The sequence below is a fragment of the Anaerotaenia torta genome, assembly GCF_050433395.1.
In the GTDB taxonomy this organism is placed as follows: Bacteria; Bacillota; Clostridia; order Lachnospirales; family Lachnospiraceae; genus Mobilitalea; species Mobilitalea torta.
The window spans coordinates 502,081-523,542 of record NZ_JBNPXH010000001.1 but is presented as its reverse complement, the minus strand read 5'-3'; the positions used below and the strand labels follow the sequence as shown (position 1 = coordinate 523,542).

General features: G+C 43.8%; 23 protein-coding genes. 3 read left to right on the top strand and 20 right to left on the bottom strand.

Translation table 11 applies throughout. The features are described 5' to 3' along the window. Window positions 1–9 precede the first annotated feature (9 nt). Window positions 10–1,299: a glycoside hydrolase family 27 protein gene (locus HNQ56_RS02305; protein WP_429142352.1), complete on the bottom strand. Its 1,290-nt coding sequence runs from the start codon at window positions 1,297–1,299 to the stop codon at window positions 10–12. A 237-nt stretch (window positions 1,300–1,536) separates the two neighbouring features. On the opposite strand from HNQ56_RS02305, the gene HNQ56_RS02300 reads away from it, so the two are divergent. Further along, window positions 1,537–2,304 carry an AraC family transcriptional regulator gene (locus HNQ56_RS02300; protein WP_429142350.1) on the top strand — a complete coding sequence of 256 codons (768 nt, stop codon included), beginning with the start codon at window positions 1,537–1,539 and terminating at the stop codon, window positions 2,302–2,304. A 23-nt stretch (window positions 2,305–2,327) separates the two neighbouring features. On the opposite strand, the gene HNQ56_RS02295 is transcribed toward HNQ56_RS02300, so the two are convergent. The 11 genes from HNQ56_RS02295 to HNQ56_RS02240 form a co-directional block, all read right to left on the bottom strand. Further along, window positions 2,328–2,894, bottom strand: coding sequence for a GNAT family N-acetyltransferase (locus HNQ56_RS02295; RefSeq protein ID WP_429142349.1), 567 nt, complete (start codon window positions 2,892–2,894; stop codon window positions 2,328–2,330). 153 nt (window positions 2,895–3,047) lie between these two features. Continuing rightward, complete coding sequence (locus HNQ56_RS02290) at window positions 3,048–3,635, bottom strand: plasmid pRiA4b ORF-3 family protein (RefSeq protein ID WP_429142347.1); 588 nt, start codon at window positions 3,633–3,635, stop codon at window positions 3,048–3,050. 423 nt (window positions 3,636–4,058) lie between these two features. Beyond that, the gene (locus HNQ56_RS02285) at window positions 4,059–4,970 is read right to left on the bottom strand and encodes a flavodoxin family protein (protein WP_429142345.1); all 912 of its coding nucleotides are present in this window, start codon (window positions 4,968–4,970) and stop codon (window positions 4,059–4,061) included. 466 nt (window positions 4,971–5,436) lie between these two features. Then, window positions 5,437–6,390 carry a GNAT family N-acetyltransferase gene (locus tag HNQ56_RS02280; protein WP_429142344.1) on the bottom strand — a complete coding sequence of 318 codons (954 nt, stop codon included), beginning with the start codon at window positions 6,388–6,390 and terminating at the stop codon, window positions 5,437–5,439. Beyond that, window positions 6,377–7,408 carry an aminoglycoside phosphotransferase family protein gene (locus HNQ56_RS02275; RefSeq protein ID WP_429142342.1) on the bottom strand — a complete coding sequence of 344 codons (1,032 nt, stop codon included), beginning with the start codon at window positions 7,406–7,408 and terminating at the stop codon, window positions 6,377–6,379. Before HNQ56_RS02275 ends, HNQ56_RS02280 begins: the two co-directional genes overlap by 14 nt. Before the next feature lie 140 nt (window positions 7,409–7,548). Further along, the gene (locus HNQ56_RS02270) at window positions 7,549–7,773 is read right to left on the bottom strand and encodes an RNA polymerase sigma factor (RefSeq protein WP_429142340.1); all 225 of its coding nucleotides are present in this window, start codon (window positions 7,771–7,773) and stop codon (window positions 7,549–7,551) included. 93 nt (window positions 7,774–7,866) lie between these two features. Then, on the bottom strand, window positions 7,867–8,979 hold the full coding sequence (locus HNQ56_RS02265) for an aldo/keto reductase (RefSeq protein ID WP_429142338.1): 1,113 nt from the start codon (window positions 8,977–8,979) through the stop codon (window positions 7,867–7,869). Between the two features lie 315 nt (window positions 8,980–9,294). Continuing rightward, a complete protein-coding gene (locus HNQ56_RS02260; RefSeq protein WP_429142337.1) occupies window positions 9,295–10,512 on the bottom strand; it encodes an MFS transporter in 1,218 nt (405 codons plus the stop codon). 556 nt (window positions 10,513–11,068) lie between these two features. Further along, window positions 11,069–11,800 (bottom strand): permease, encoded by a 732-nt coding sequence (locus HNQ56_RS02250; RefSeq protein ID WP_429142335.1) that lies wholly within the window; start codon window positions 11,798–11,800, stop codon window positions 11,069–11,071. Next, window positions 11,797–12,279, bottom strand: coding sequence for a permease (locus tag HNQ56_RS02245; protein ID WP_429142333.1), 483 nt, complete (start codon window positions 12,277–12,279; stop codon window positions 11,797–11,799). Before HNQ56_RS02245 ends, HNQ56_RS02250 begins: the two co-directional genes overlap by 4 nt. Window positions 12,280–12,302: 23 nt before the next feature. Then, complete coding sequence (locus tag HNQ56_RS02240) at window positions 12,303–12,617, bottom strand: cupin domain-containing protein (protein ID WP_429142332.1); 315 nt, start codon at window positions 12,615–12,617, stop codon at window positions 12,303–12,305. A 114-nt stretch (window positions 12,618–12,731) separates the two neighbouring features. On the opposite strand from HNQ56_RS02240, the gene HNQ56_RS02235 reads away from it, so the two are divergent. Together HNQ56_RS02235 and HNQ56_RS02230 are read left to right on the top strand one after the other, a co-directional pair. Then, complete coding sequence (locus HNQ56_RS02235; protein ID WP_429142330.1) at window positions 12,732–13,379, top strand: Crp/Fnr family transcriptional regulator; 648 nt, start codon at window positions 12,732–12,734, stop codon at window positions 13,377–13,379. A gap of 73 nt (window positions 13,380–13,452) precedes the next feature. Continuing rightward, complete coding sequence (locus HNQ56_RS02230; protein ID WP_429142328.1) at window positions 13,453–14,061, top strand: cupin domain-containing protein; 609 nt, start codon at window positions 13,453–13,455, stop codon at window positions 14,059–14,061. A 207-nt stretch (window positions 14,062–14,268) separates the two neighbouring features. Here the strand turns inward: HNQ56_RS02230 and HNQ56_RS02225 are convergent, their stop codons facing one another. The 8 genes from HNQ56_RS02225 to HNQ56_RS02190 all read right to left on the bottom strand — a co-directional run bounded on the left by HNQ56_RS02225 (window position 14,269) and on the right by HNQ56_RS02190 (window position 21,457). Continuing rightward, entirely contained in the window at window positions 14,269–14,658 is a 390-nt protein-coding gene (locus HNQ56_RS02225) for an arsenate reductase ArsC (protein WP_429142326.1), read from the bottom strand. Between the two features lie 6 nt (window positions 14,659–14,664). Continuing rightward, a complete protein-coding gene (arsB, locus tag HNQ56_RS02220) occupies window positions 14,665–15,720 on the bottom strand; it encodes an ACR3 family arsenite efflux transporter (protein WP_429142324.1) in 1,056 nt (351 codons plus the stop codon). Then, complete coding sequence (locus tag HNQ56_RS02215) at window positions 15,707–16,033, bottom strand: ArsR/SmtB family transcription factor (protein ID WP_429142322.1); 327 nt, start codon at window positions 16,031–16,033, stop codon at window positions 15,707–15,709. Before HNQ56_RS02215 ends, arsB begins: the two co-directional genes overlap by 14 nt. 125 nt (window positions 16,034–16,158) lie before the next feature. Then, window positions 16,159–16,602 (bottom strand): DUF3021 family protein, encoded by a 444-nt coding sequence (locus tag HNQ56_RS02210; protein ID WP_429142320.1) that lies wholly within the window; start codon window positions 16,600–16,602, stop codon window positions 16,159–16,161. After that, window positions 16,599–17,033, bottom strand: coding sequence for a LytTR family DNA-binding domain-containing protein (locus tag HNQ56_RS02205; RefSeq protein WP_429142318.1), 435 nt, complete (start codon window positions 17,031–17,033; stop codon window positions 16,599–16,601). The genes HNQ56_RS02210 and HNQ56_RS02205 overlap by 4 nt, the downstream gene beginning before the upstream one ends. A gap of 406 nt (window positions 17,034–17,439) precedes the next feature. Continuing rightward, complete coding sequence (locus HNQ56_RS02200; RefSeq protein WP_429142316.1) at window positions 17,440–18,744, bottom strand: alpha/beta hydrolase family protein; 1,305 nt, start codon at window positions 18,742–18,744, stop codon at window positions 17,440–17,442. Window positions 18,745–18,801: 57 nt separating this feature from the next. Then, the gene (locus HNQ56_RS02195) at window positions 18,802–19,041 is read right to left on the bottom strand and encodes a hypothetical protein (protein ID WP_429142314.1); all 240 of its coding nucleotides are present in this window, start codon (window positions 19,039–19,041) and stop codon (window positions 18,802–18,804) included. 229 nt (window positions 19,042–19,270) lie between these two features. Beyond that, window positions 19,271–21,457: an ABC transporter permease gene (locus HNQ56_RS02190; protein WP_429142312.1), complete on the bottom strand. Its 2,187-nt coding sequence runs from the start codon at window positions 21,455–21,457 to the stop codon at window positions 19,271–19,273. Window positions 21,458–21,462: the final 5 nt, after the last annotated feature.

The window sequence follows — 21,462 nt, the reverse complement described above, 5'->3', positions numbered from 1 at the left end:
ACTATTATATTAATTTACCAAACGATATAATTTTGCCCCATGTGACGATACCATCGTGTTTAAAATCTGACCAGAGGCTTCCCGCTTTTCTTTACTCCATAATTCTTCAAGCGTATATCCCCCAAAATATTCCAATTCAACCTCTTCGGCAGCTATGCTAATCTCCCGCTCCTCATCGCTGAGATTGAAGACAGCCAGATAATATGCATTCTCCTCGGTATCCTTTGAAAACCATACCGCCTGCTGCCTGTCCCTCATGATCTGCCTCGCTCCGGAGGAATGAGTTAAAAGCCGTAATACTTTTTCATTGGTTATCAGCTCCAGGGTCCATTGATCCAGCTTAGGCAGTTCTGCCCCTATCATAAGGGGAGAGCGGAAGATGCACCATAGGGTCATCATGGTAATCTGCTCTTCCTTCGTGAATCTGGTATACCTCTCTTCACCGAAGCCTTTGCCGATGTAAGCCAGGGGAAGCATATCACAATCCGGATAGCAGCCCTCCGAAACATGGTTCTGCCAAAGCTCACACCGTTCAAACATATTGAGCAGAAGCGGCCAGCTATCCCAGAAATCATCTGTAATTCTCCACATGTTGGCATATTTTTCATAATGCCATGCCTTATTAATCAATGCAGGCCCGGGTGACAGACTTAGAACAATGGGACGGCCGGAATTCTGAATTGCCTTATGAAGCATTTCCGTTTCCTTCTCAGAGGATTTCATGTCATGCCTGCAGATGTCATCGCATTTTACAAAATCCACACCCCACTGGGCATAGAGCCGGAAAATGGAATCGTAGTACTCCTGTGCTCCTTCTCTGTCCGCCTCTAATCCGTACATATCCGGATTCCAGAAGCAGATATTGGAGGGATTAGCAATCTCATTGGCTGTCCGATCCGTTCCGTATATCTTTGTTTGAGTATGAGCTGCAATTCTGGGAATCCCACGCATAATATGAATACCGAATTTCAAACCCAAGCTGTGGATATAATCCGCCAACAGCTTAAAGCCCTGGCCGTTTGCCGAGGAGGGAAAACGATCGGGACAGGGGAGGAGTCTGGAGTATTCATCCATCTCAACCTTCCAGAAGGGAATATATTGATGCCTGTTTCTCTGTGTTCCTGTATCGTAGGCATACCACTGAATATCAACTACGATGTATTCCCACCCGTATTCCTTCATATGGGCCGCCATGTAATCGGCATTGGCTTTAACCTGCTCCTCATTCACCGTAGTATCATAATAATCATAGCTGTTCCAGCCCATGGGCGGTGTAAGGGCAAATTTATTTTTGTTCATGATACATCCTCCTTATAGCAATAATTTGATACGGATCCTATTGAATTATGTGCCTATATTGAGTATTATATTATTATAATTTTGGAACAACAAGAGTATTTATATGATAGGAAGGGTAATTTTTTGATGTCCAGGGAATATAGTCTGCCTTTCAGGCAGCCATTAGGCAATTACGGTTTTCTTAATATTGATTGTATAGCAGAACAATCCCTATGTATTAACGATTTGGGAATTGAATTGAGAAGAAAGGAATGCTATAGTTTTGATAACTCCTCCAGAGATTATCAAGGCTATCTATTTCAATGCACCTTGGACGGCTATGGCATCTACCATAGCCAGGGGACTCTCCATAGATTAACAAAGAGAAAGGCCTTTTTCATCTCCTTTCCGGAGAACAGTCAATATTACCTTTCTCAGGAGGAGGATGATACTGAATATCATTGGACCTTCTTTTATTTGCATTTCACAGGTCCGGCTGTAGAACCCTTCTTTACCCGGATCCGCGAAATAGCCGGTCCGGTCCTGGAGTTAGGAATCGACAGTGTACCGGTCAGCCTCTTTCTGGAATTATATGATACCCTCCAAAGCCAGCACAGGCTATCTCCTTATAGCGGCAGCGAATGGCTCTACCGGTTTCTTATTTCCTTACTGCGCAGCGTGGAATTTCCGCCATATCGAAGGGTTAGTCCTCACGTAACTTCTGCCATAGAATGGATGAGGAGAAATTATGCAAAGCAGACCAACCTGGAAGAGATGGGCCCGGAGATCGGGGTTTCCTATCCCCATCTGACAAGGCAATTCTGCAAAGAGCAGGGCATTACTCCGGTTCAGTTTTTAACCCAGCTTCGGTTGGAGCATGGAATGCAGCTCTTGCTTAATACCGATCTGCCCATTGAAAAGGTCGCAGAAGAATGCGGTTTCTCATCTGCTAATTATTTTACTAAGGTTTATAAAAAAGCATTGCATATCACTCCCGGCGAATATCGCCGGCAACACCGGGCCTAAGCTAAAGCATATATTTGTATCTTTTATTTGAAGTACTCATCCGAGAGGATGGCGTAGTTAACTTTATCGAACAGACCGTTATTGCATCTGAGTGCTTGCCGCATGGTACCTTCATAAGTCATTCCGCATTTTTGCATGACCTTGCCGGATGCAGGATTTTCACTGGCATGGTTGGCATGGATTCGATTGAAGCCTACTTCATTGAAGAAGAAATCCATGACTGCTTTTACAGCCTCCGTCATCAATCCCTGATTCCACCAGTTCTGCCCAAGCTCATATGCCAACTCTATTTGATTTAACCGGTCGTCCGGATGCATTCCAAAAAACCTGCCGATTACCTCGCCTGAGGATTTGAGCTGAATCGCCCAGCTATATCTGTTTGGTCTATCGTAAGCACCAAGCCATTTATCTGTGAACATCTCCGCAATATTTATGACGTCCTCCACACAGTGCATAGGCTCATAGCTTGTCCACTTCCAGACCTCCGGGTCACTCCAGCAATGATTATATATTTGTTCCAGATCATCTATGGTGAACCGCCTTAGAACAAGCCGCTCTGTTTCAATTCTTACGGTACCTTTGTGCGTCATGACATTAACCCCCTTCCTCATTTTTATCCTTGATGCCAGCACCGCTGTCTTCGCAGGCCTTGTTTGGTCAATTATAATGACTTAGCCTGGTTCCCTATCATGTGTCTGACTCAATTTTACATATACGCATTCTTCTTTTCGAATCATAGATCATTAGTCCTCGTAGACGCTGCTGCCGCTATAGCCACATACTCCACAGCGAGGTGAATTGCACACCGGCAACATAATCTCCGTCCCACATTCGTGGATTTCCTCACAGTCTTCACACAGGAAACCTGTTCCTTCATACATACATTGCGTACAGACTGATCTTGCTATTTTCTTGCCGCATTCTGAGCAAAGGAATTCCAGAGGGTTGTTTCTACCCAGAAGGGTAATCTTTTCTTTCTTCCAAGGTTCAATTTTGTAGCCGGAAACAGTGATAAGCAACTCTGTTGTTGAGCCAAAATCATATTCATATCCAATATTCATTCCTTTTTGAAGCATAGTCTTCAACTGGTATTTCATACTTTTTGCTGGTTCATCCCATAATCCCAAATCATCCGGATAACGTTCATAGGACTCTCCCAAGATCGTAAATGCACTCAAATGCCCACAACATTCTAACCATATATCCCTTAGAAATTGATCCACATCCTGTAAAGTTGTATTTTCCTTGCATGCCCCAACATGCTTTACCATCCCTGCTTTGGTATACTCTGCCTCACAATAGTTACATCGTCCCTTGCTTTGCGTTCCCATATAGTGGCTCCTTTCGTATTTTATATTTAATTGTCTCACGTGTCATAACAGTTCCAGTTTCCGCTCGATACCCTGCCTCATGTCTAAATAACCCGTTTCACAATCAACGACCTAAATTAATTCTATAATAAATTCAAGAACTTTTCCATATGCATTTATAAATCATAGTACCAGAGACGATATAATACTACATTTTTCCGTTTTGTCCGTCTGCTTCTGCCTTTCCGAGAAGATACAAAAATACAATAGCTGGCACCCGTAAAATAGGTATATTCAGGAGGATCTATTTTTCACGGTTTACCTATCTCATGATTCTCTCACTTCTTGCCATTTTCAAACATTCCAAAGACTCGGTGGTTTCAGAATAATTTTCCTTAAGTGCTTTACAATCAATTTCTTCATCATGGCCTCCTGGTTTAGTGTTTATTTCTCAGATGGTTTTGTTTGATTGCAAGCCATCCCGCGCTGCAGAATGGTACCAAATATTCCGGAAGCAATGCGTTTTATTCCATTAAGGCGGCACTTAAAATAATATGGATTTTTGTCCCAGCCTTTCTCAATCCAGTAACGTGTATCAATTCCGTTCAAGTATTTTGCTAATGCCTTCTGTACCTCAAAATTGATAAGACTGCTCAGCGGAGGCCTATAGCCTTGGGGTGTCCGCAAAAGCTTTATAAATCCTGATAATTCCTTTTTCGAGACCGGAGTATCAATGCTTCTAATCGTTCTTCCAACGCTGCCGGCTGGCATTGCTCCCCACTGAACCGCGACACTTCTAAGGTAGGAAAGCGTCGCTTTTAATCCAGACCCCTTTGTGGTGGCTACACAAATAACAGGTTTTCCATGCAACACCGGGCGATGATACCACTCGCAGGTCCGGTCGATAAAATTCTTCAGCTTTCCGGAAACCTGCTGCAAATAGACCGGTGAGCTGAGAATGATGCCATCGGCAGCTTTCATTTTTTCCATTAACAACTCCATATCATCGCGGTGCACGCAGCCACCACGAAGAATACATTTTTCACACCCTAAGCAATCTCCAAGATTAAAATCATAAAGTGAAAGTATTTCAACTTCGGCATCATTTTGGGCCAATTCCTGTTGTATTTGCACCAGCAATCTGTAAGTATTCATCTTTCGCCTGCTCGCATGGATTGCGATCACTTTTTTCATATAGTTCACCCCACTGTCCGTATAATTGATCGTCGGAAGCTTATTGTTTGATATTGCTCTGAAGGGGTAACCTTGATCAGGTTCAATACCGCCGGCAGTTTTTTCATGTTCTCTGGAGAAATCTTCGAAAAAGCGCTTCATACGACCGATCGCCTTATACAAGGCGGTGCCTCCCTTAAAATATGATAACATTATACAACTAAACGAAAAATAATCAAAGCCGAATTCAAGAATTAAGTGCGTTTCCGTGATGAGAAAACCCTTGATGCCCCTACTTTGAGCCACCCTCCTTATCTCCCATCGTTTGGGAATCACCTCTATCAAGCACAGGCACAGTGGTATATGTAAAAACAAGCTACTCATCTTAATTATTGGGATGAGTAGCTTGTTTTAATGTGTTTTTTATCTACAATCTACCTTCTATTATTGTGCACATTATTGAGAGAAATATATGGTTAACCTTTATTCATTTTTCAACTATTGATACCTCAATATAACTGCCTTTCTCAGCCAACCGGCATAAGTATTTCCTGCCTCCCTCTACACCGTTCTGAATGCTATGAGAATAGATGCATTACATAAAATTCCCCGCCATAGCCGCCCCACAGGGCGCAGAAGCAGCTAATCCCTATCTTGGCTTTGTAATACTGTGCTCATCTATCCGTCGCACCACACCATAAGTGTAAGCCGCAAAATATTTGATCCAGAACCCCCATGCTGTCGGATTAATGCTCTCAAAATCAACGCCAAGGCGAGTATATCCTTCCGCCTTTAATATGTGTACCGCACGATTTATAAGGTTTGAATAAACACCTTTTCCTCTATGTTCCGGCAGACAATAGGCACCGCCTATATGAATATAATCGTCAGCGTCAACAATAAATGTTTCACCATCCTTAAGTATCTTCAAGTAAGCACAGATTTCCCCGTTATTCTTCGCCGCGAAGAATCTTGAACCGTGCTTTGTATAGGAAGCTACGAAGCTTTCAAGCGTACTCGGTTTCCTGTTCATAAAAAATGGGCTCTCACACTGATGCTGATTCAACATTTGGTCAAGCGGGAAAACAGAAGTATTATCCTCCGGTGAAAGCTCTTCAAAAATATACCCTTTGCACGGAGGCACTTCTATCTCATCCATCATACGCAGCGCGTCAACTGTTCGCATACCGAAACCATAACGGTAGAATTGCTCCTGCGCTTCTTTGTCGTGAGCATATAGGCACACGGCATGGCTGGCCGCTCCGGCGTGCGCCCATTTTTCGCCCGCCGCCTGATACATGCGGGCATAGATCTCGGCACGTTTTGAACCGACAGCGCCGTTGGCACCCATTGGTGAAAAGACTCCTATGGCATCGGTGGAGCGAAAAGCGTTTTTGAATGGCGGCACACAACAAAGGAAGCCAACCATCTCACCGCCGTCAAAGGCTGCGACGCCAAGGCCATTTTCTGCGAACGGTGTCAGGTCGGGAACTGCTGATATGAGTGGCAGCACGGTAACAGAGCTACGCTCATCATCGTAATTTTGCTTAGCGATTCTTGCCGCCTGCTCGACATGGGTGGCGATAAAGTCAACGATTTGCATCACTATTCCTCATTTCATAGATTTTTTGAAGTGTATTGAGGTGCAGCGTTTTTTCGTCCTTTGTCTCTTCGGGCTCGTCGTCTGCGTTGAGATACCATTCAACAAGTCTATATCCAAACATAATAAGAATCAACTCGTAGACACAATGATCCGTAACATGAGATATGTCCGCATATTCTGAAAACCCTCTGTAATATGCCGGGATGCATCTGCGATAGTATTCAACCATGCGGTCAACATCAGCCTCATCAGCGATCAGGCTTGCGATATCCTCACCCATATAACCCCATCCAGCCGTATCCCAGTCCATGAGTACGATTTTTCCCTCTGAGCAGAAGATGTTTGCCACCCAAAAATCCCTGTGGCACAGCACAATGGGCAGCTTTTCAATGCGACTGAATATTTCATCCGAATTTTCATCAATGCTTATGAGCATTTCACAAATATGCTTCGGGATTTTGCAATCCTCGGAGCGTATATAGTCATATACAACATTCCAAGACCTGTAATGCAGATAAAAATCCTTTGCGTATTCAATCCTGCTTAAGTTTGTCAGGTTTTGCAGGAAAGCAGGCTGCCCGGCATATAGTCTGCCTTGGAAACGTCCCAATTCCTCGGCTGCGCGTTCATACATGTCGCCGCTCAGGTCCAAACCCGAAACACCGTCAATATATTCCATCCATAGCTGTATCTCATCTTCCTCATCGTTCATTTCAGCGCGGTAACACTTCGGCCAGCGGAATGAATCGGTGAAAGCCGTATTTAAGTCCGATAGATAAAGGTCATATTCCCTGCGCCATGAATCCGGGTCACCATAGCGCTCCCATTTCTTTTGTGTTTTCCAGACGACCTTGTAAGGCATGGATGCACCGTCAGAGGTTTCAGCAATACCCGTTATGAGCCTGACAGTACCCACTGTCCCGCCCTGCAGTTCTTCAGTCTGATACTCTGCCCGGACTATGGTTGTATTAAGCACTTTACTTAAAATGCTTGTCAATATTTCAGCTTTTATATTCATTTCTTAAAACCTCCGTTTTCTATGGATAGTACAGCAAAATCCATAGGCAATATTCCCCTTATGGGACAACTATATTATAGTCATTAAAGCACGGAAGATCAATGTAAAGAACAATTATAATAAGCGATAGCCAGTCCCTTTCACGACATGTTTGGTGCTGGACGAGGCAAGCCATATGTCTGTTTATTCAACACGGTTACCAGCCAATTCTTCGGATTATCAACCACCTTGCCCTTTTCCATTACAAGCAAAGCCGCCATGAGAGTTTCCTGCACCAAATCTTCTGCGTCACTAATATTCTGTAGCCTGTGCATTGCCGTCCGCAACAGGTAATCAGCATATTCTGTTAAATCAGTTTTATCCATTCTTCACAACCTCGTTTGAAAGCTTTCAATAAAACCCAGAGTTTAATTATATAGTCGCAGGAAACAACACAAGGTTTGGTGCTATCAATAAAATTAAAAAATATCTTTCTTCGCCAGCTTATAATCCGCGATTGCCAGCTTACGCCTTACATCAATCCCATAAGGGCATTCCGGTGTACATTTGCCGCAATCCGTACAGCGATCAGCCTTGACCCCCAGCTTAGAATAAAGATTCATCGCCATATCGCGGTTGCCAAACCAAAAGCGCAGCCGCTCCTTCAGGGCGTAATCAGAAGCATTGGTTACAATACCATCCGCCATTTGCCGGTCAAAATAGCCTTCATATTGGAAAATAGCCGTAAGGGGAATGCTCTCAGGGCAAACCATGCATTTTCCGCATTGCCTGCACACATAAGTGCCCAGCTCAGGAGCGTTCGTATAGATATCCTCCACCTCTTCCTCAGACATTGGTTCAAATTCATTGGCATAACGCAAATCTGCTTCCAGCAGCTCTCTATTGTTAATACCGGCAACGACGATGGATACCGGCTGGCTGAAGGCATAGCGAAACGCCTGCGGAGCAGAGCGCCACAGCAAACCGTCCGCTACCGGCTTCATTAAGATAACGGCAGCATTCTTCTTATGTGCTAATGGCAACAGCACCTCCTGTATCTCCGGGAAGTTAAAATGATCGTAATAATTAATGGTGGTCATCACAGCATCAAAAGGATATTCCTTTAATGCACGGATTAAGACGTCGGGTTGTCCATGCATAGAGATTCCTATGTGATGAACCCGCCCCTCCTTCTTTGCCTGCATTGCGCCTTCCAATGCCCCGCCGGGAGCAAGAATCCGATCCAGGTCCTCCATGGTTCCCACGGCATGCATAATGAAAAGGTCCACATAATCCGTTTTAAGGTTACTTAAGCTGCGGTTTAAAGAGGCTAACACCCCATCCCTGGAACGTTCTCCTGACTTTGTTGCCAGAATGAATTCCTTTCTTCTCGCCGATACACATTGACCGATCTTTCTCTCTGATTCACCATCCCCATAGCTGGCAGCAGTTTCAATATAATTACCGCCCTCGTCCAGATATCGGTTTAATAGATAATCAGCCTCGCTTACGGGAATTTCCAGCAAGTGAAAGCCGCCAAATCCAAGAATTGAAGTGTGTAAACCCGTACTGCCAAATGGTCGTTTTTGCATAATCATCCTACCTTTCATAAATAACTATAATCCTATCCTATGATTTTATTGTATCCTTCGCCGGTAACAAGGATGCCGCATGCCATTAATCCCAGAAGCCGTTCAAAATGCTTTCCATAGTAATGGGGGCGGAATTCAAAAAATCCCACCCCGGCATCCAACCACGAGCCTATCGATATGTATTGATTATGTACCGGCTCGATGTGAAGGCCTGGCACGATATATCATCGATACTAATATCCTCCGTCAAGTGATCTTCCATGTATTGTATGGCTCTCGATAAACTTTGTATCCAGTTCATAAACCGCTCTCCTTTCAGGAGTACGATTTACCTATCTCAATCAATGAACGCGCCCGAAGCAGTGCAAAGCCGCTGATGAATATCACCATACCGGACCCAATCAACAGCCACTCTATTCGCACCACATCACCCAGGGGTCCGAACACAACCATTCCCAGGGGCATTGCCAACCCGCTGAACATCATCATCACGCTGAATACACGTCCCATTTTGTCCGGCTCGATTTTGCTCTGGAGCAGCGTCATACTCGGCGTGTTAAACAACGGCATTGTAGCGCCGCAGATGAGCATTACACCTAAATACACCCAAAAATTCGGCACCATACCCAGCAGAAAACCTGTCAAACCGAATAAAGCACAAGCCATCACAATAGTGTGCGCCTTATTTTTGAAGCCGCCCCATACAGAAATCAATATGCCGCCTGCCACCGCACCAATGGAGAATACAATTTCAATGGCGGTCAGCCGCCAAACATCATCGCCGAAGGTACGGGCCGTCTGAAGCGGAGTAAGCAAAGCAGAGGGCGACGCAAAAAAGCTGAAGAACGCACTGTAAATAATAATAAGCTTCAGCCACGCTTTGGAATTGATATACCGCAAGCCCTCGCGCAGTTCGTGCAGGTACGCCTTTATCCCTTGCTGTATCTCCCCTGTATGCGGAACGCCGGACACCTTAACAAATATCAAAACTATGCTTATGCCTATGGCCGCAGTCACCACATCAATGAAGAAAATATGCTCAATCGGCAGGAACGACAGTAACGCACCAGCCGCCATCGGTGCGACGAACATATTCAGTGACTGGACGGAGCTCTGTATGCCGTTGAACCGCTGCAGACTCTCCGTCGGTACGATTTGCGGTATCATTGCGGATACGGCGGGCTGCTGTATCCCCTGTCCAAACGACCGTGCAACTACTACTATGAACATGAGCCAGACATTTTTGTAGCCGGAGATATACGCCACCGCCAAGCCGAGCGTTGTCAGCGCGATACACGCATCGGATATTACGATAAGGTGTTTGCGGTTATACCTATCTGCCCATACGCCCGCAAACGGTGAAATCAGCGTCATTGGCAGCAACGCAGCGCAGGTGAACAGCATCATAATCATACCCGATTTAGTTTCAAGTGTGATCTTCCAGGTTATAGCATGTTGTACGAGCATCGAGCCGAACATTGACACGAACTGCCCAATAATATATAATGTTGCATTACGTTTCCAGTTAGTCATTTAAATCCTTTCCCTCTCTGCAGCCAATCAAACGGATGCATTTTATCAATTATAAAATCTATGAGGTATCTCCCGTATCAATATCCCATCTTCTTAAGGATTTCGACCGCATCACAAACCATACCGGTACAGGTCATGAGCACACGAATGAGTTCTCTAAGTATTTCATTTCCTTGGTTGACATAGTATTACCTCGAAATTACTTTAACACACAATAGTTGCAAATTACAACAGTCAAATTTATTTTTCTGCTTCTTGATCTGCGGTACCTGGAAGCACTGCTCTAAATCTAAAACCGGCGATATCTTCCTTTATATATAGATCTTCTCTAAGGTATCCGTTTCCTCGGTTATACACATTAAACAAAAGGCTATGTATGAATTCCCGAGACTAAAGAATACAAAAAACGCCGTTCGTTTTGCAGTAACGGCCAAAACGAACGGGCGTAGAATTCTTTTATAATACTCTGTTTTTGAAGCATGATCTTTAGACCCTGAATATCCATATATCATACCAACTGCCATAAATATACCAGTTACCGCTCCGCACACCTCCCTTAGCCTTGAGTATCGGCATATTCTTCATTATAGGATATAGCCTTTACCGGACACGATTTTATTACATCCTCCAGCTTATCCATATCTAGCGCCTCATAGGATTTTACCAGCGCCTTTTTGTTTTCCATCCCGAACAGTTCTGAATAGTTCCTTGCACATAGGGCACAGCCCATGCAGGCGTCCCGGTTGATATGAAGGCCAGCCTGTGTCAGCACCTCGCCCGGCAAATCCTTATCTTTTATCATTTTGTCTGCTATCCATGAGAAAATAATGATTGCAATAATGGTAAACACCCATCGGATAACCATAAACTTGGGACCTAAAAACTTCGCTTCGTTGATGAGCATGGGAATTTTAATGACAGCCCACGAACTTAATATAATGATAATATTCCGAAGGGAAGCCCCTTTTTTACGGAGCATAACACACATTGGAAACGCAGCATAAACCGGACCTGCCGATATACTGCCAACTACAAAAGAGAGAAAAACACCTTTCGATTTAGCACTCTCACCCAAATACTGCATGATTTTTTCCTTTGGAACCCATATGTCCAAGAGTGCCGTCAGAACGAAGATGACCGGCATAATCATGAGCATTTCTTTGATATAATACCCGCTGCTTTTCACCGACTCAATTCCCATTACGGGGTTTACAATAAACATGGTGATATAGGCTAAGGCTACAACTACCAGGAACAGATTTTCTTTTAGCTTTTTTATCATTGTCATATGATCACCCCCATTACAAGTGCAATTGCAATGGCGAAAAGAAAGCTAAGTCCGTTGCGGATTGCGGTAAACTTTACTCCAAAGGATTTCCTTTCGAGGGGGAATGTAACCACGCCCACCATTGTCAGTGTTGTCAGAAAAGCAACAGACGGAATCACGCCAACTCCCGCATGGATTAGTGTACCCACCAAGGGGAAGGCAATAAAAGCAGGAACCAGCGTGATTGTGCCAAGCAACGCCCCCCCAACTGTTGCCAGCAGGACAGACCGGGTACCCAGGAAGGCGGCAACTTCTGCCGGCGGAATAAGTGTTAAAATCAGACCGATTGCAAAAATAATGGAAAGAATGCTCACTACCATCCCTTTTCCCATTCCAAGCGCCATTTTAAGCGCCTGTTTCGTTCTCACCTTGTCTTTGGCAAGGGAAATCCCAAGAAAAATCAATGTACCAACCCATATTGCCACCGTGAAAATATCCATATAAAGCCTCCCTCAAAATCAAGTTACTTTCCCGGTGCCGGTGCCTTTACGACAATCAGCTCCAGGATTTCATCATGCTGGTTTTTAACATTCATTTTAATCCCCTTGGGGATTTTCAAGATGGTTCCTACGGGATACTCATGGATTTCCTGTTCGTCCAAACCAATGGACAGCAATCCTCTTATCACTGCCATGTAGACATTGGAATTGGAAAAATGCTCCGGCAGCCCTTCGCTTTTACCCAGAATCATGTGATTAACATTTACATTTTCATCGGCAATCACCTTTTCAATTGTGTGCGTGTCATTTTGCACCATTCTAAAGATTTGTTCAATCATTTTAGCTCCTCCTTTTTCTTTTACAGGTACCTATATTATAACGTTTCGATTTCCTCCCAGATAGACACATAGGTTTCTTTTTGCTATAATATTTTAGAGAGGAGTGATATTACTGTGATAGAAACGATTAAGGCTATACCGCTGTTTGCGCAATTACCATCGGATAAATTAAAGCGGTTAATTTCCGATCATCAATTGTATTTGAAGAACCATTCCAAAGGTACCACTGTTTATAATCAAAAAGATCAATGTAAGACATTTGATATTGTTATATCCGGCAGCCTTGTTGCATATTCCCTTTTAGAAAGCGGTTCGGCAATGACAATGTTTGAATTCTCCAAGGGACATATGCTGGGGGCAAATTTACTGTTTGGCGATACCCATACATATCCGTTTACAATATACTGCCTGTCCGATGCACAGCTTTTACATATTACTAAGGAAGCGGTATCGAATTTTTTACACGACTATAATTTTACCATGCAATTTATCGGAATGTTATCGCTTAACTCTCAGAAACTGAATCGGAAGATTACAATGGCAACGCAAAGGACTCTTAAAGAAAATCTTTTAGAATACCTTAGACAGCAATCCATCATACAACACTCAAATGTCATTGTATTACCCATCAGCAAAAAACAACTTGCTGATTATCTTGGTGTGCAGCGTCCATCTTTGTTCCGGGAACTGAAAAACCTCAAGGAGGAAGGCATAATAGATATTTCCAATCGAACAATTTGCTTAAACATATTCAACAACTAAAGCCCATAATCTAATACCAATCCATGTAATCACACATTTTTAAACACAGAGCATATACTAATGTCATAAGCCTATGAAAGGAATGATCCATATGTATAACGGACCAGCATATCCATGTCCTTATTGCGGCAATATACCAATGCATGCCGCTTACAATATGTATCAGTACCCATACTCTACTAATACCCCAATATATAACTTGAATTTAAGGAGCCAGTTTCCTGATCAATCTCTTCCTTATGTTGAACAAGCCCAGGCCGGTAACCCAATTGTATTAAATGATTATGGGCCTAATCCTTTTGTAGTTAATATTGAAGAAGCTACGGAACAGAACAGGAATTTCCGTACCTCTTTATGGACAGGGTACTATCTGCAGCTTACTTTGATGAGCATCAATGTCGGTGAAGACATAGGCTTGGAAATCCATCCGGACCTTGACCAGTTCATACGCATTGAAGAAGGTCAAGGATTTGTCAGAATGGGTGACAGACAAGATAATTTAGATTTTCAGGCATATGTCCGTGATGATTTTGCAATCATCATACCCGCCGGCAAATGGCACAATTTATTCAATACAGGCAATACACCGCTTAAATTATACTCTATTTATGCGCCGCCTCAGCACCCATTTGCTACAGTTCACGAAACCAAAGAAGATGCAGAAGAAGACCATACCCGCTAATATCAAATCAGAGTCTGTTCGGACTTAAGGCAAACTGGGGCTGTCGCAAAATGGACTTGCTGAAAAATATTGCATAAAAAATGCGTCTCGACTAAGCTTCAAAAGCTGTTTCAAGGCGCATTTTTGTGCTATTAATAGGATTATCTTGTATAAATTGCTATCACCGATTCATTTTGCGGCAGACCTAGTCTGTACTTTACTTCGTGATCATAAGGTGAGCCCTGCTAATTCTTTTATCCTTACTTCTATCATTGTTATAACCTTAATAAATTCCTCATCACTCTTGCCTGTCGGGTCATCAAGTCCCCAATCCGCGCGATACTCACAGGGCAGGAACGGACATTCTACATTGCATCCCATTGTAACAACGATATCCACCGGCGGAATGTCGGATAGCAGCTTGGGATACTGTGCCTTTTCCATATCAATGTCATAAAGCTCTTTCACGAGCCGCACAGCGTCTTGATTGATCCGCGGTTTTGTTTCTGTTCCGGCTGAATAGCCATCCAGTACATCCCCTGCAAAATGCTTGCATAAGGCTTCTGCAATTTGCGAGCGGCAGGAATTATGCACGCATATAAACGCAACCTTTTTCATACTCCTTTACCTCCTAACAGGAAACCATCCTTTCGTTTTGTTTATAATACTAACGAGTAACAGCATGACGGGCACTTCGGTCAGCACACCGACCGTACATACGAGGACAACGGGAGAAGTCGGTCCATAGAGAGCAATGGCCACAGCAACCGACAATTCAAAAAAATCCGACGCACCAATCATAGCGGCAGGAGCCGCTATGTTATGGGTCTGTTTATACACCTTGCACATGATATAGGCAAAAGCTGCAGTGATGACGTTTTGCAGGATTAACGGTACCGCTATAAGCAGTACATGAAGCGGATTGCTTAAAATAGCATCGCCTTGAAAGGTAAAGATAATAATTAAGGTCAGAAGCAATCCAACGGTAGTAATTCCATCAAACTTGGGAATGAAATTCTCATTAAAGTGTCCAATGCCTTTTTTCTTTACAACAATATTTCTGGTTAAAGCCCCTCCAATGAGCGGTATTACAACAAACAATACAATGGAGAAAAACAGAGTATCCCAAGGCACAAACATATTATTTACGCCCAACAGGAAGGAAACAATAGGCACGAACGCCACAAGGATAATAAGATCATTGACCGCCACTTGTACAAGCGTATGTGCGGGGTCGCCCTTTGTGAGATTACTCCAAACAAAGACCATTGCAGTACAGGGGGCGGCTCCAAGCAGAACCGCTCCGGCAACATAGTTCTTAGCGAGATCGGCGGGAATTAAATTTTTGAATACCACATAAAAAAAGAAAGTTGCCAGCCCAAACATCAAAAATGGCTTAATCAGCCAGCTTGTTCCGCTTGAAATAATCAAACCCTGCGGATTTTTTCGTACATTTTTGATTGATTGAAAATCCACCTTCATCATCATGGGGTAAATCATAATCCAGATCAACACGGCAATGGGGATGGATATCTGTGCATACTCAAAACGTCCTAAGAAATCAGGAATAACAGGAAGGAATTTACCTATTAAAATACCTGCTGCCATGCAGAGCAGCACCCACAGGGTCAAATACTTTTCAAAGAAGCCAATATCCGGATTTTGCTTATTTTTCTCCACAGCTACACACCCCCTCCTTGCAAATGCAATCTTCTTTGCCAATGGTGATGGCGCGCAGGAAATTTTTGAACTCCTGCATATTTTCGCTGTTCAATGAATAATACATCCACTTTCCTTCTTTGCGTCCGTTTACCAAACCGCAATCACAGAGGATTTTCATATGGTGGGATAAAGTCGGCTGCGTAATATTAAACTTCTCTAAAATCTTGCAGGCACAAAGCTCGCCGCAAGACAGCATATCCACAATCATAAGCCTGTTCCTATCCGCAAGTGCTTTGAACAACCTGACTTTTTCAGCATATTTGTCTTTCATCTTGAAACCACCTCACATAGATACTTATCTATGTATCATTATATAGGGTTATATAGATGATTGTCAATGTATCTTGAAAACAAAAAGACGGTAATAGCACCGTCAGCTTGTTCGCTATTCATCTTTCATACATCGTTTCGAATATCTGTGTCCTGCAGAGATTTGAGCGTTTTATTGATTTCATCGGCTTCCTTTTTGTCAAGCAGCCAGCTGATCAGGTTGACTGCAATATAAACGGCGAAGACTGCCAGACCAAAAAAGGATGACTCGGCAGGGCTATGGAGAAGCCCGGTCCAAAATCCGAATGCGATCAGCATCGCCTCAAGCACAATGACGTGAAACACCTTACGGACGAGGGCCTGCCGCAATGACAATTCCCTGCGGGAATAGGTTACAAATGAAGGTACGAGGCTAATAAGCCCAAAAATAAGGGGAGAAAAAAATCCTTCATAGCCAAACCTTGCAGTCGGGTCAAGAGACAGCCCCAAAACGGCGATCGCCGCCGTCACGCAAGTGGTAACGATAAAGTATTCCATCAGGCACCTTTTCAAAAAGACCTTAAAACTCATACGCTCTCACCTAACAATCTCTTTTTTAGCTCCGGCACATACTGCCGGGAAATGATAACTTCCTCGCCGTTAAACATCGTTGCCGAAAACCGCCCGTTCAAGATTGGGCGAACATGATCAATTTTCATCAGATTGACGACCTGAGATTTTGAGCAGCGGAAAAACCTTCGGTTTTCATACAACCCAGCAAATTCGTACAGCTTGCATTTGATCTCATATACCTTTTTCGCCGTATAAGCAAAAACCCTGTTTTCAACAGCTTCAACAAAGAAAATATCCTGAAGGGGAATCTGGCTCGCTCTTTCGTCGGAATACCCCGCAAGTGTGGCGCCAACCGATTTTATAAAGGCAAGGATACTTCTCACTTCTTCGTTTATTTCGTAACATTGGATTATTGCTCGCTCTTCCTTATCCTTGCTAATCTGATTCACAAGAACTTTCAACCTGCCACCTCGCAACCATAAATAAGCTGTGTTTCCCTATCCGCCGCCAATCTGTTTTCCCTTTGCGGCGGATAAGTTAATCGGCAATCATCAGCTTATCACCGGGGTTCAAAAGCATGACAATTACCGATTAATTATAGCATATTTCCGGCAGCGATTTCAAGCTCGCCATGTGATTTAATAGCTTTAAAGATGTTCCTATGCTACAGTTCACAGGTAGCCAGGCGGCACTCCACCAAGTCACTTTTACTTGCCTTACCTTCGTGCGTTCAAAACGCTCCGCTTCACAAGATGCACTCAGACGGTCTGCGTAAAAGTGACTTGGTGGAGTGCCGCCTGGCTACCCTGTGAACCAATGTCAGTAAGTTAAGCAGGGACAGGGAAGAGGATATGCTCAATATTCCGTTTTCAACTGCAGCGTTCCGGTGTCCTTGAGCGTGTAATTAAAAAAGTCCAGCACGATATCATTCATCGTCTTAATACAGTAAGAGCTGTCAACCTCTCCCGTTCCGAGCATGCGTGCAAATGTCGGGGAAAAGAGCGGAAGATCAGTAAAATTCAAGTGTCCCGAGTCGCGAATAACAATATCATAAGCTTCCGCCGCATGTGCGCTGGCAGAAAGATTGTTATAGGCCGTACCCAACTGCCGGGCATCTTCGTAATGGCTGTCGTTATACAGGTTCAGCAGTGGAACCGGATAGGCTTCCCTGGTCAGGATTGCCTGCCCGTTTTCAAATCCGGTTTCTTCGCCGATCATCGTACCGTCAATCACGATCACCGCATCCACATCGGGCCGCTCCCGCCCCATTTGTGCCGCTGCCGCGCCACCAAGTGAATGTCCGAACAGACCAATTTTATCTTCGTTGATCAATGCCCCGATGGATTCTGGTATTTCGCCCTCCACACGGTTCAGGATTTTATTCAGGACAAAATTTATATCGTCGGTTCGAAGGGCCAGCCATTCGTGAGTTTTGGTGTAAGTCGCTTGGTTATCATAATCGCCGTTTGTGATGTTGACGGCATCATTGAGAAATGCTGTGTTCACAAACGTCATGCTGCCGTCCGTGTGTTTTGCAAAGAAGGCCTGGTAGCTATGGTCTATGCTGCAGACCACATACCCGTTGCTGGCGAGGTCTTCAAAAGTGGAAATATTGCTGCCGCGATAACCGAATGCGCCATGTGAAAATACGGCAAGCGGGAAAGTGTCTGTACCTTTCTCAAGATCCGGGTACCAGAACTGAACTGTCAGTTTTCTGTTTTCGTCCGTCCCGGAAAAAGGATCGATACGCGAGTCATCTACAAAAGTAACGCTTGTGGTATTCACGGCATAAGAGCCTGTGGGCGCGACCGGCGTAAACTGCGGAAACAGAATGCCGGGCAGGATCAAGAATGTCAGCATGAAACAGCCGTTGACGCAGGAGAGAATGGCCGTTGATCTCTTATATTTCTTTTCGGACACGGGTTTTCTGATAAAAAATACGGCGCTGAACACGGCGAGAATCGCGAGGAGAATAAACAGGCTTATCCAGCGAAATCCCCACCAGTAAACACCCGTTGCCATAAGTAAAGCGAATATTATGAAGGCGGCGATCCGTATGACGTGCTTTATCCTCGTTTGTCGATCTTTTGTGACAATTCTGTAAATAAGAAATCCTAATTGTGCGCTCAATGCGATAAATAATGTTATGATCCCAAGCATAAGTAACACCTCTTTTTCTATTTGTTGTACGGAGTATAACTCATGCTCTTTTGCTTATCAATAAATTTGCCTGTAAGTTGCATTAATTCGTTGTAAGTTACAAATCTCTTCGTAATCTTCAGCAAACTCAAGAAGTCTTTTTCCGCCTTCGACAAAATCCTTGCAAGCTACCACCACCTTTTCTTTCCCTCGTGAATCGATATAGGTTCCCGGCAAGGTTTCCTGTGTTTTAAATCCAAGAAAAGCAAAAAATATGACAGGCAAGATATTCACTGATATATCCTTTGTATAACTCATTTCCTTATTGCGGCTGGGTACTGGGGGAATTTCAGCATATAACCGCTTCCTTTATAAAGAATATTACAATTTTACCTCTCATTCACGCCAAAATAATATCGACAAATTCCTGTTCTCATTATTCACACCAACAAAAGATATCCTAACCATCCGCTGTCTTGATGCCTTTGGACTTTCTAGTATCTGCATTATTAGTAAAGTCTAATGTGAAAAAGCTTAACTATTCTAACTAAACCATAGCATCATTCTGCAACGCCTCACTCAAATTACACTGCAAGAGACGCTTTCCGCCAATATAATATGCCAATCCAATAAATACAAAGATAAAAAGGATAAATATCATGATAGGAAGTACTGGCAGCACGGGAAGGAGCTCTGCCGGTTTCAGATAGCTTTCTGTGATTGCGAATATTGTAAACATGACGGCAAGAGGCACGGTAATCAGCAGTGGCCGGCCTGCAATTGTAAATACTTCAATCCAAAGCATTTTCTTTATTCCTGCCGGTGTAACACCTACCGAAAGATATCTGGCAAATTCCCGCTTTCGTTGATACAGGAAGCCTAAGGTATGAGAGAAAATATTCGCAATTCCGATGAGCGCCAGCAAAGCACAAAGCGCACCCACGATAGTCTTGTATCCCTTCCATAAATCCCTTTCTTCTATCTCATCCTGAATACGATTTGTGATATCTACCTTATAGCTATCGGACAACCTCTCCCGCACATCGCTTTCTATCTCAGACACCACGGAATCATCCGATGCCAGAATCCGTAAGCTTATATCCGTTTCAACCTCGGGCACCCATAGTCCCAATTTCCCCCATAGGGATGCCGGAATAATCTGAACCAAAGTATAATCCTCATATTCCTCACGCAATACCGGTTCTTCCTGCGTATATGCGAGCTGCTTAATCTTGCCGCCTGTTTCCTTTCCAGTCTCGTCGGTAAGCAATATATCCTGTGTGGTTTCCTTAATGAAAGGAATATATTCCGGGTATCGAAAGTTACTGTTTATACTGTCCCAGATACGGTTCAGCACAATAGCCCCATCCATCCCCGGTTCCACCCCTATCTGCCTGCAATATTCCTGAAAGCCATTATCGTCCAAAATTACAATAGGCACTTTCACAAGCCATGCTCCAACGCCAGTCATCACCCCAGCGGAGCCTGCAACGGCTCGAATGCCTCCCAATGCCTGAAGCTCAGGAGATAGCTGTTCTTCCCTGATTACGGTATAGGCGACTGCCTTTTGATAGGCGACACAGCTTTCCACACCCGCAATCTCTTTCAGCTCGGGCAGTTCATCGAATTCTTCCATATTAGTATTTTTTACGGTTGCCATTACATCCCAGGAATCCTTGTACCTTTCAAAATAAGTGTGCTTTGTGCTGATATTCGATAATGTCACAAAGATCAGGAACATGGTAAATGCAAAAAAAGAAAGCGTGAGTGAGATAGTAGAAATTCTAAGCTCCTTTCTTCTTGCTTTCAGAGCATTACCGGCCAGCTCTCCCTCTACTCCAAAAAGCAAAGAAAGTATAAAGGAGTGCTTCTTTTTCTTGAATGACTGTTCCGATACGGTATGGATTGCCTGTAAAGGTGTTATTCTGCTCATCCTCCTTGCCGGGAGCCATGCAGACAAAAGCACAGTCAACAAAGAGGCAAGGACAGTAACCACAAATACCAGAGGATGATAATGCAGCACAACAGGAATACTTTGATACCCTCTGCCAATCTGCTTTGCAAATTCCAGGAAACAAATGCAAAGCCCGATTCCTCCAAAGCTACCCATGAGCACAGGAAACCCACACAGCGCAAACGCCTCCTGGAGCAGACAGACTTTAATCTGTCTGGGTGTAGCTCCGATGCTTGACAAAATTCCAAGCTGATGTATGCGTGCCGTCATAGATGCAGCAAAAGCATTCCGAATCATTAAAATCAATGAAATACAGGTCACCAGCATGACAAAAATATAGAAGCCAAGTAACAGCGGCGGCTGTTCATCCTGTGGATCAAAAATCAAATACTGGGACAGCAGTTTATCATGATAGGAGCTTTCCGATTGTGTCAAACCCGGCAGTGCCGCAATCTGCGGCAAATCGTTGTAAGCATCTCTCATATTTTCAAAATAAATATCTGCTACTGTTTGTCCGCTTTTATCCAAATAAGTTTCTATTCTTGTGACATTTGCAAAGCTTTGAATCGTTTCTATGTCTGAATCTGTTATTTTGCCAACCAGTCTTCCCTGCCAGTCGCCTTCTTCATAGATAATCTGGTCGATATTATACTGCCACAGATTATAGAACAGACTGCAAATCAAGGACAAAAACAGAGTAGAGACAAGCGCCGCTACCATGATGGAAATACTGGATGCTTTGTTTTGTTTGATATAACTGATTGAATAATCCTTCCACATAGCCG

Bases quoted from the DNA above. Each gene is read 5' to 3' on its own strand.
- HNQ56_RS02260 (WP_429142337.1), bottom strand. From the start codon at position 10,512: ATGACTAACTGGAAACGTAATGCAACATTATATATTATTGGGCAGTTC.
- HNQ56_RS02280 (WP_429142344.1), bottom strand. From the start codon at position 6,390: ATGCAAATCGTTGACTTTATCGCCACCCATGTCGAGCAGGCGGCAAGA.
- HNQ56_RS02215 (WP_429142322.1), bottom strand. From the start codon at position 16,033: ATGAAAGACAAATATGCTGAAAAAGTCAGGTTGTTCAAAGCACTTGCG.
- HNQ56_RS02270 (WP_429142340.1), bottom strand. From the start codon at position 7,773: ATGGATAAAACTGATTTAACAGAATATGCTGATTACCTGTTGCGGACG.
- HNQ56_RS02240 (WP_429142332.1), bottom strand. From the start codon at position 12,617: ATGATTGAACAAATCTTTAGAATGGTGCAAAATGACACGCACACAATT.
- HNQ56_RS02225 (WP_429142326.1), bottom strand. From the start codon at position 14,658: ATGAAAAAGGTTGCGTTTATATGCGTGCATAATTCCTGCCGCTCGCAA.
- HNQ56_RS02275 (WP_429142342.1), bottom strand. From the start codon at position 7,408: ATGAATATAAAAGCTGAAATATTGACAAGCATTTTAAGTAAAGTGCTT.
- HNQ56_RS02245 (WP_429142333.1), bottom strand. From the start codon at position 12,279: ATGGATATTTTCACGGTGGCAATATGGGTTGGTACATTGATTTTTCTT.
- HNQ56_RS02290 (WP_429142347.1), bottom strand. From the start codon at position 3,635: ATGGGAACGCAAAGCAAGGGACGATGTAACTATTGTGAGGCAGAGTAT.
- HNQ56_RS02265 (WP_429142338.1), bottom strand. From the start codon at position 8,979: ATGCAAAAACGACCATTTGGCAGTACGGGTTTACACACTTCAATTCTT.
- HNQ56_RS02190 (WP_429142312.1), bottom strand. From the start codon at position 21,457: ATGTGGAAGGATTATTCAATCAGTTATATCAAACAAAACAAAGCATCC.
- HNQ56_RS02210 (WP_429142320.1), bottom strand. From the start codon at position 16,602: ATGAGTTTTAAGGTCTTTTTGAAAAGGTGCCTGATGGAATACTTTATC.
- HNQ56_RS02195 (WP_429142314.1), bottom strand. From the start codon at position 19,041: ATGAGTTATACAAAGGATATATCAGTGAATATCTTGCCTGTCATATTT.
- HNQ56_RS02200 (WP_429142316.1), bottom strand. From the start codon at position 18,744: ATGCTTGGGATCATAACATTATTTATCGCATTGAGCGCACAATTAGGA.
- HNQ56_RS02295 (WP_429142349.1), bottom strand. From the start codon at position 2,894: ATGACGCACAAAGGTACCGTAAGAATTGAAACAGAGCGGCTTGTTCTA.
- HNQ56_RS02230 (WP_429142328.1), top strand. From the start codon at position 13,453: ATGAAAGGAATGATCCATATGTATAACGGACCAGCATATCCATGTCCT.
- HNQ56_RS02250 (WP_429142335.1), bottom strand. From the start codon at position 11,800: ATGACAATGATAAAAAAGCTAAAAGAAAATCTGTTCCTGGTAGTTGTA.
- HNQ56_RS02305 (WP_429142352.1), bottom strand. From the start codon at position 1,299: ATGAACAAAAATAAATTTGCCCTTACACCGCCCATGGGCTGGAACAGC.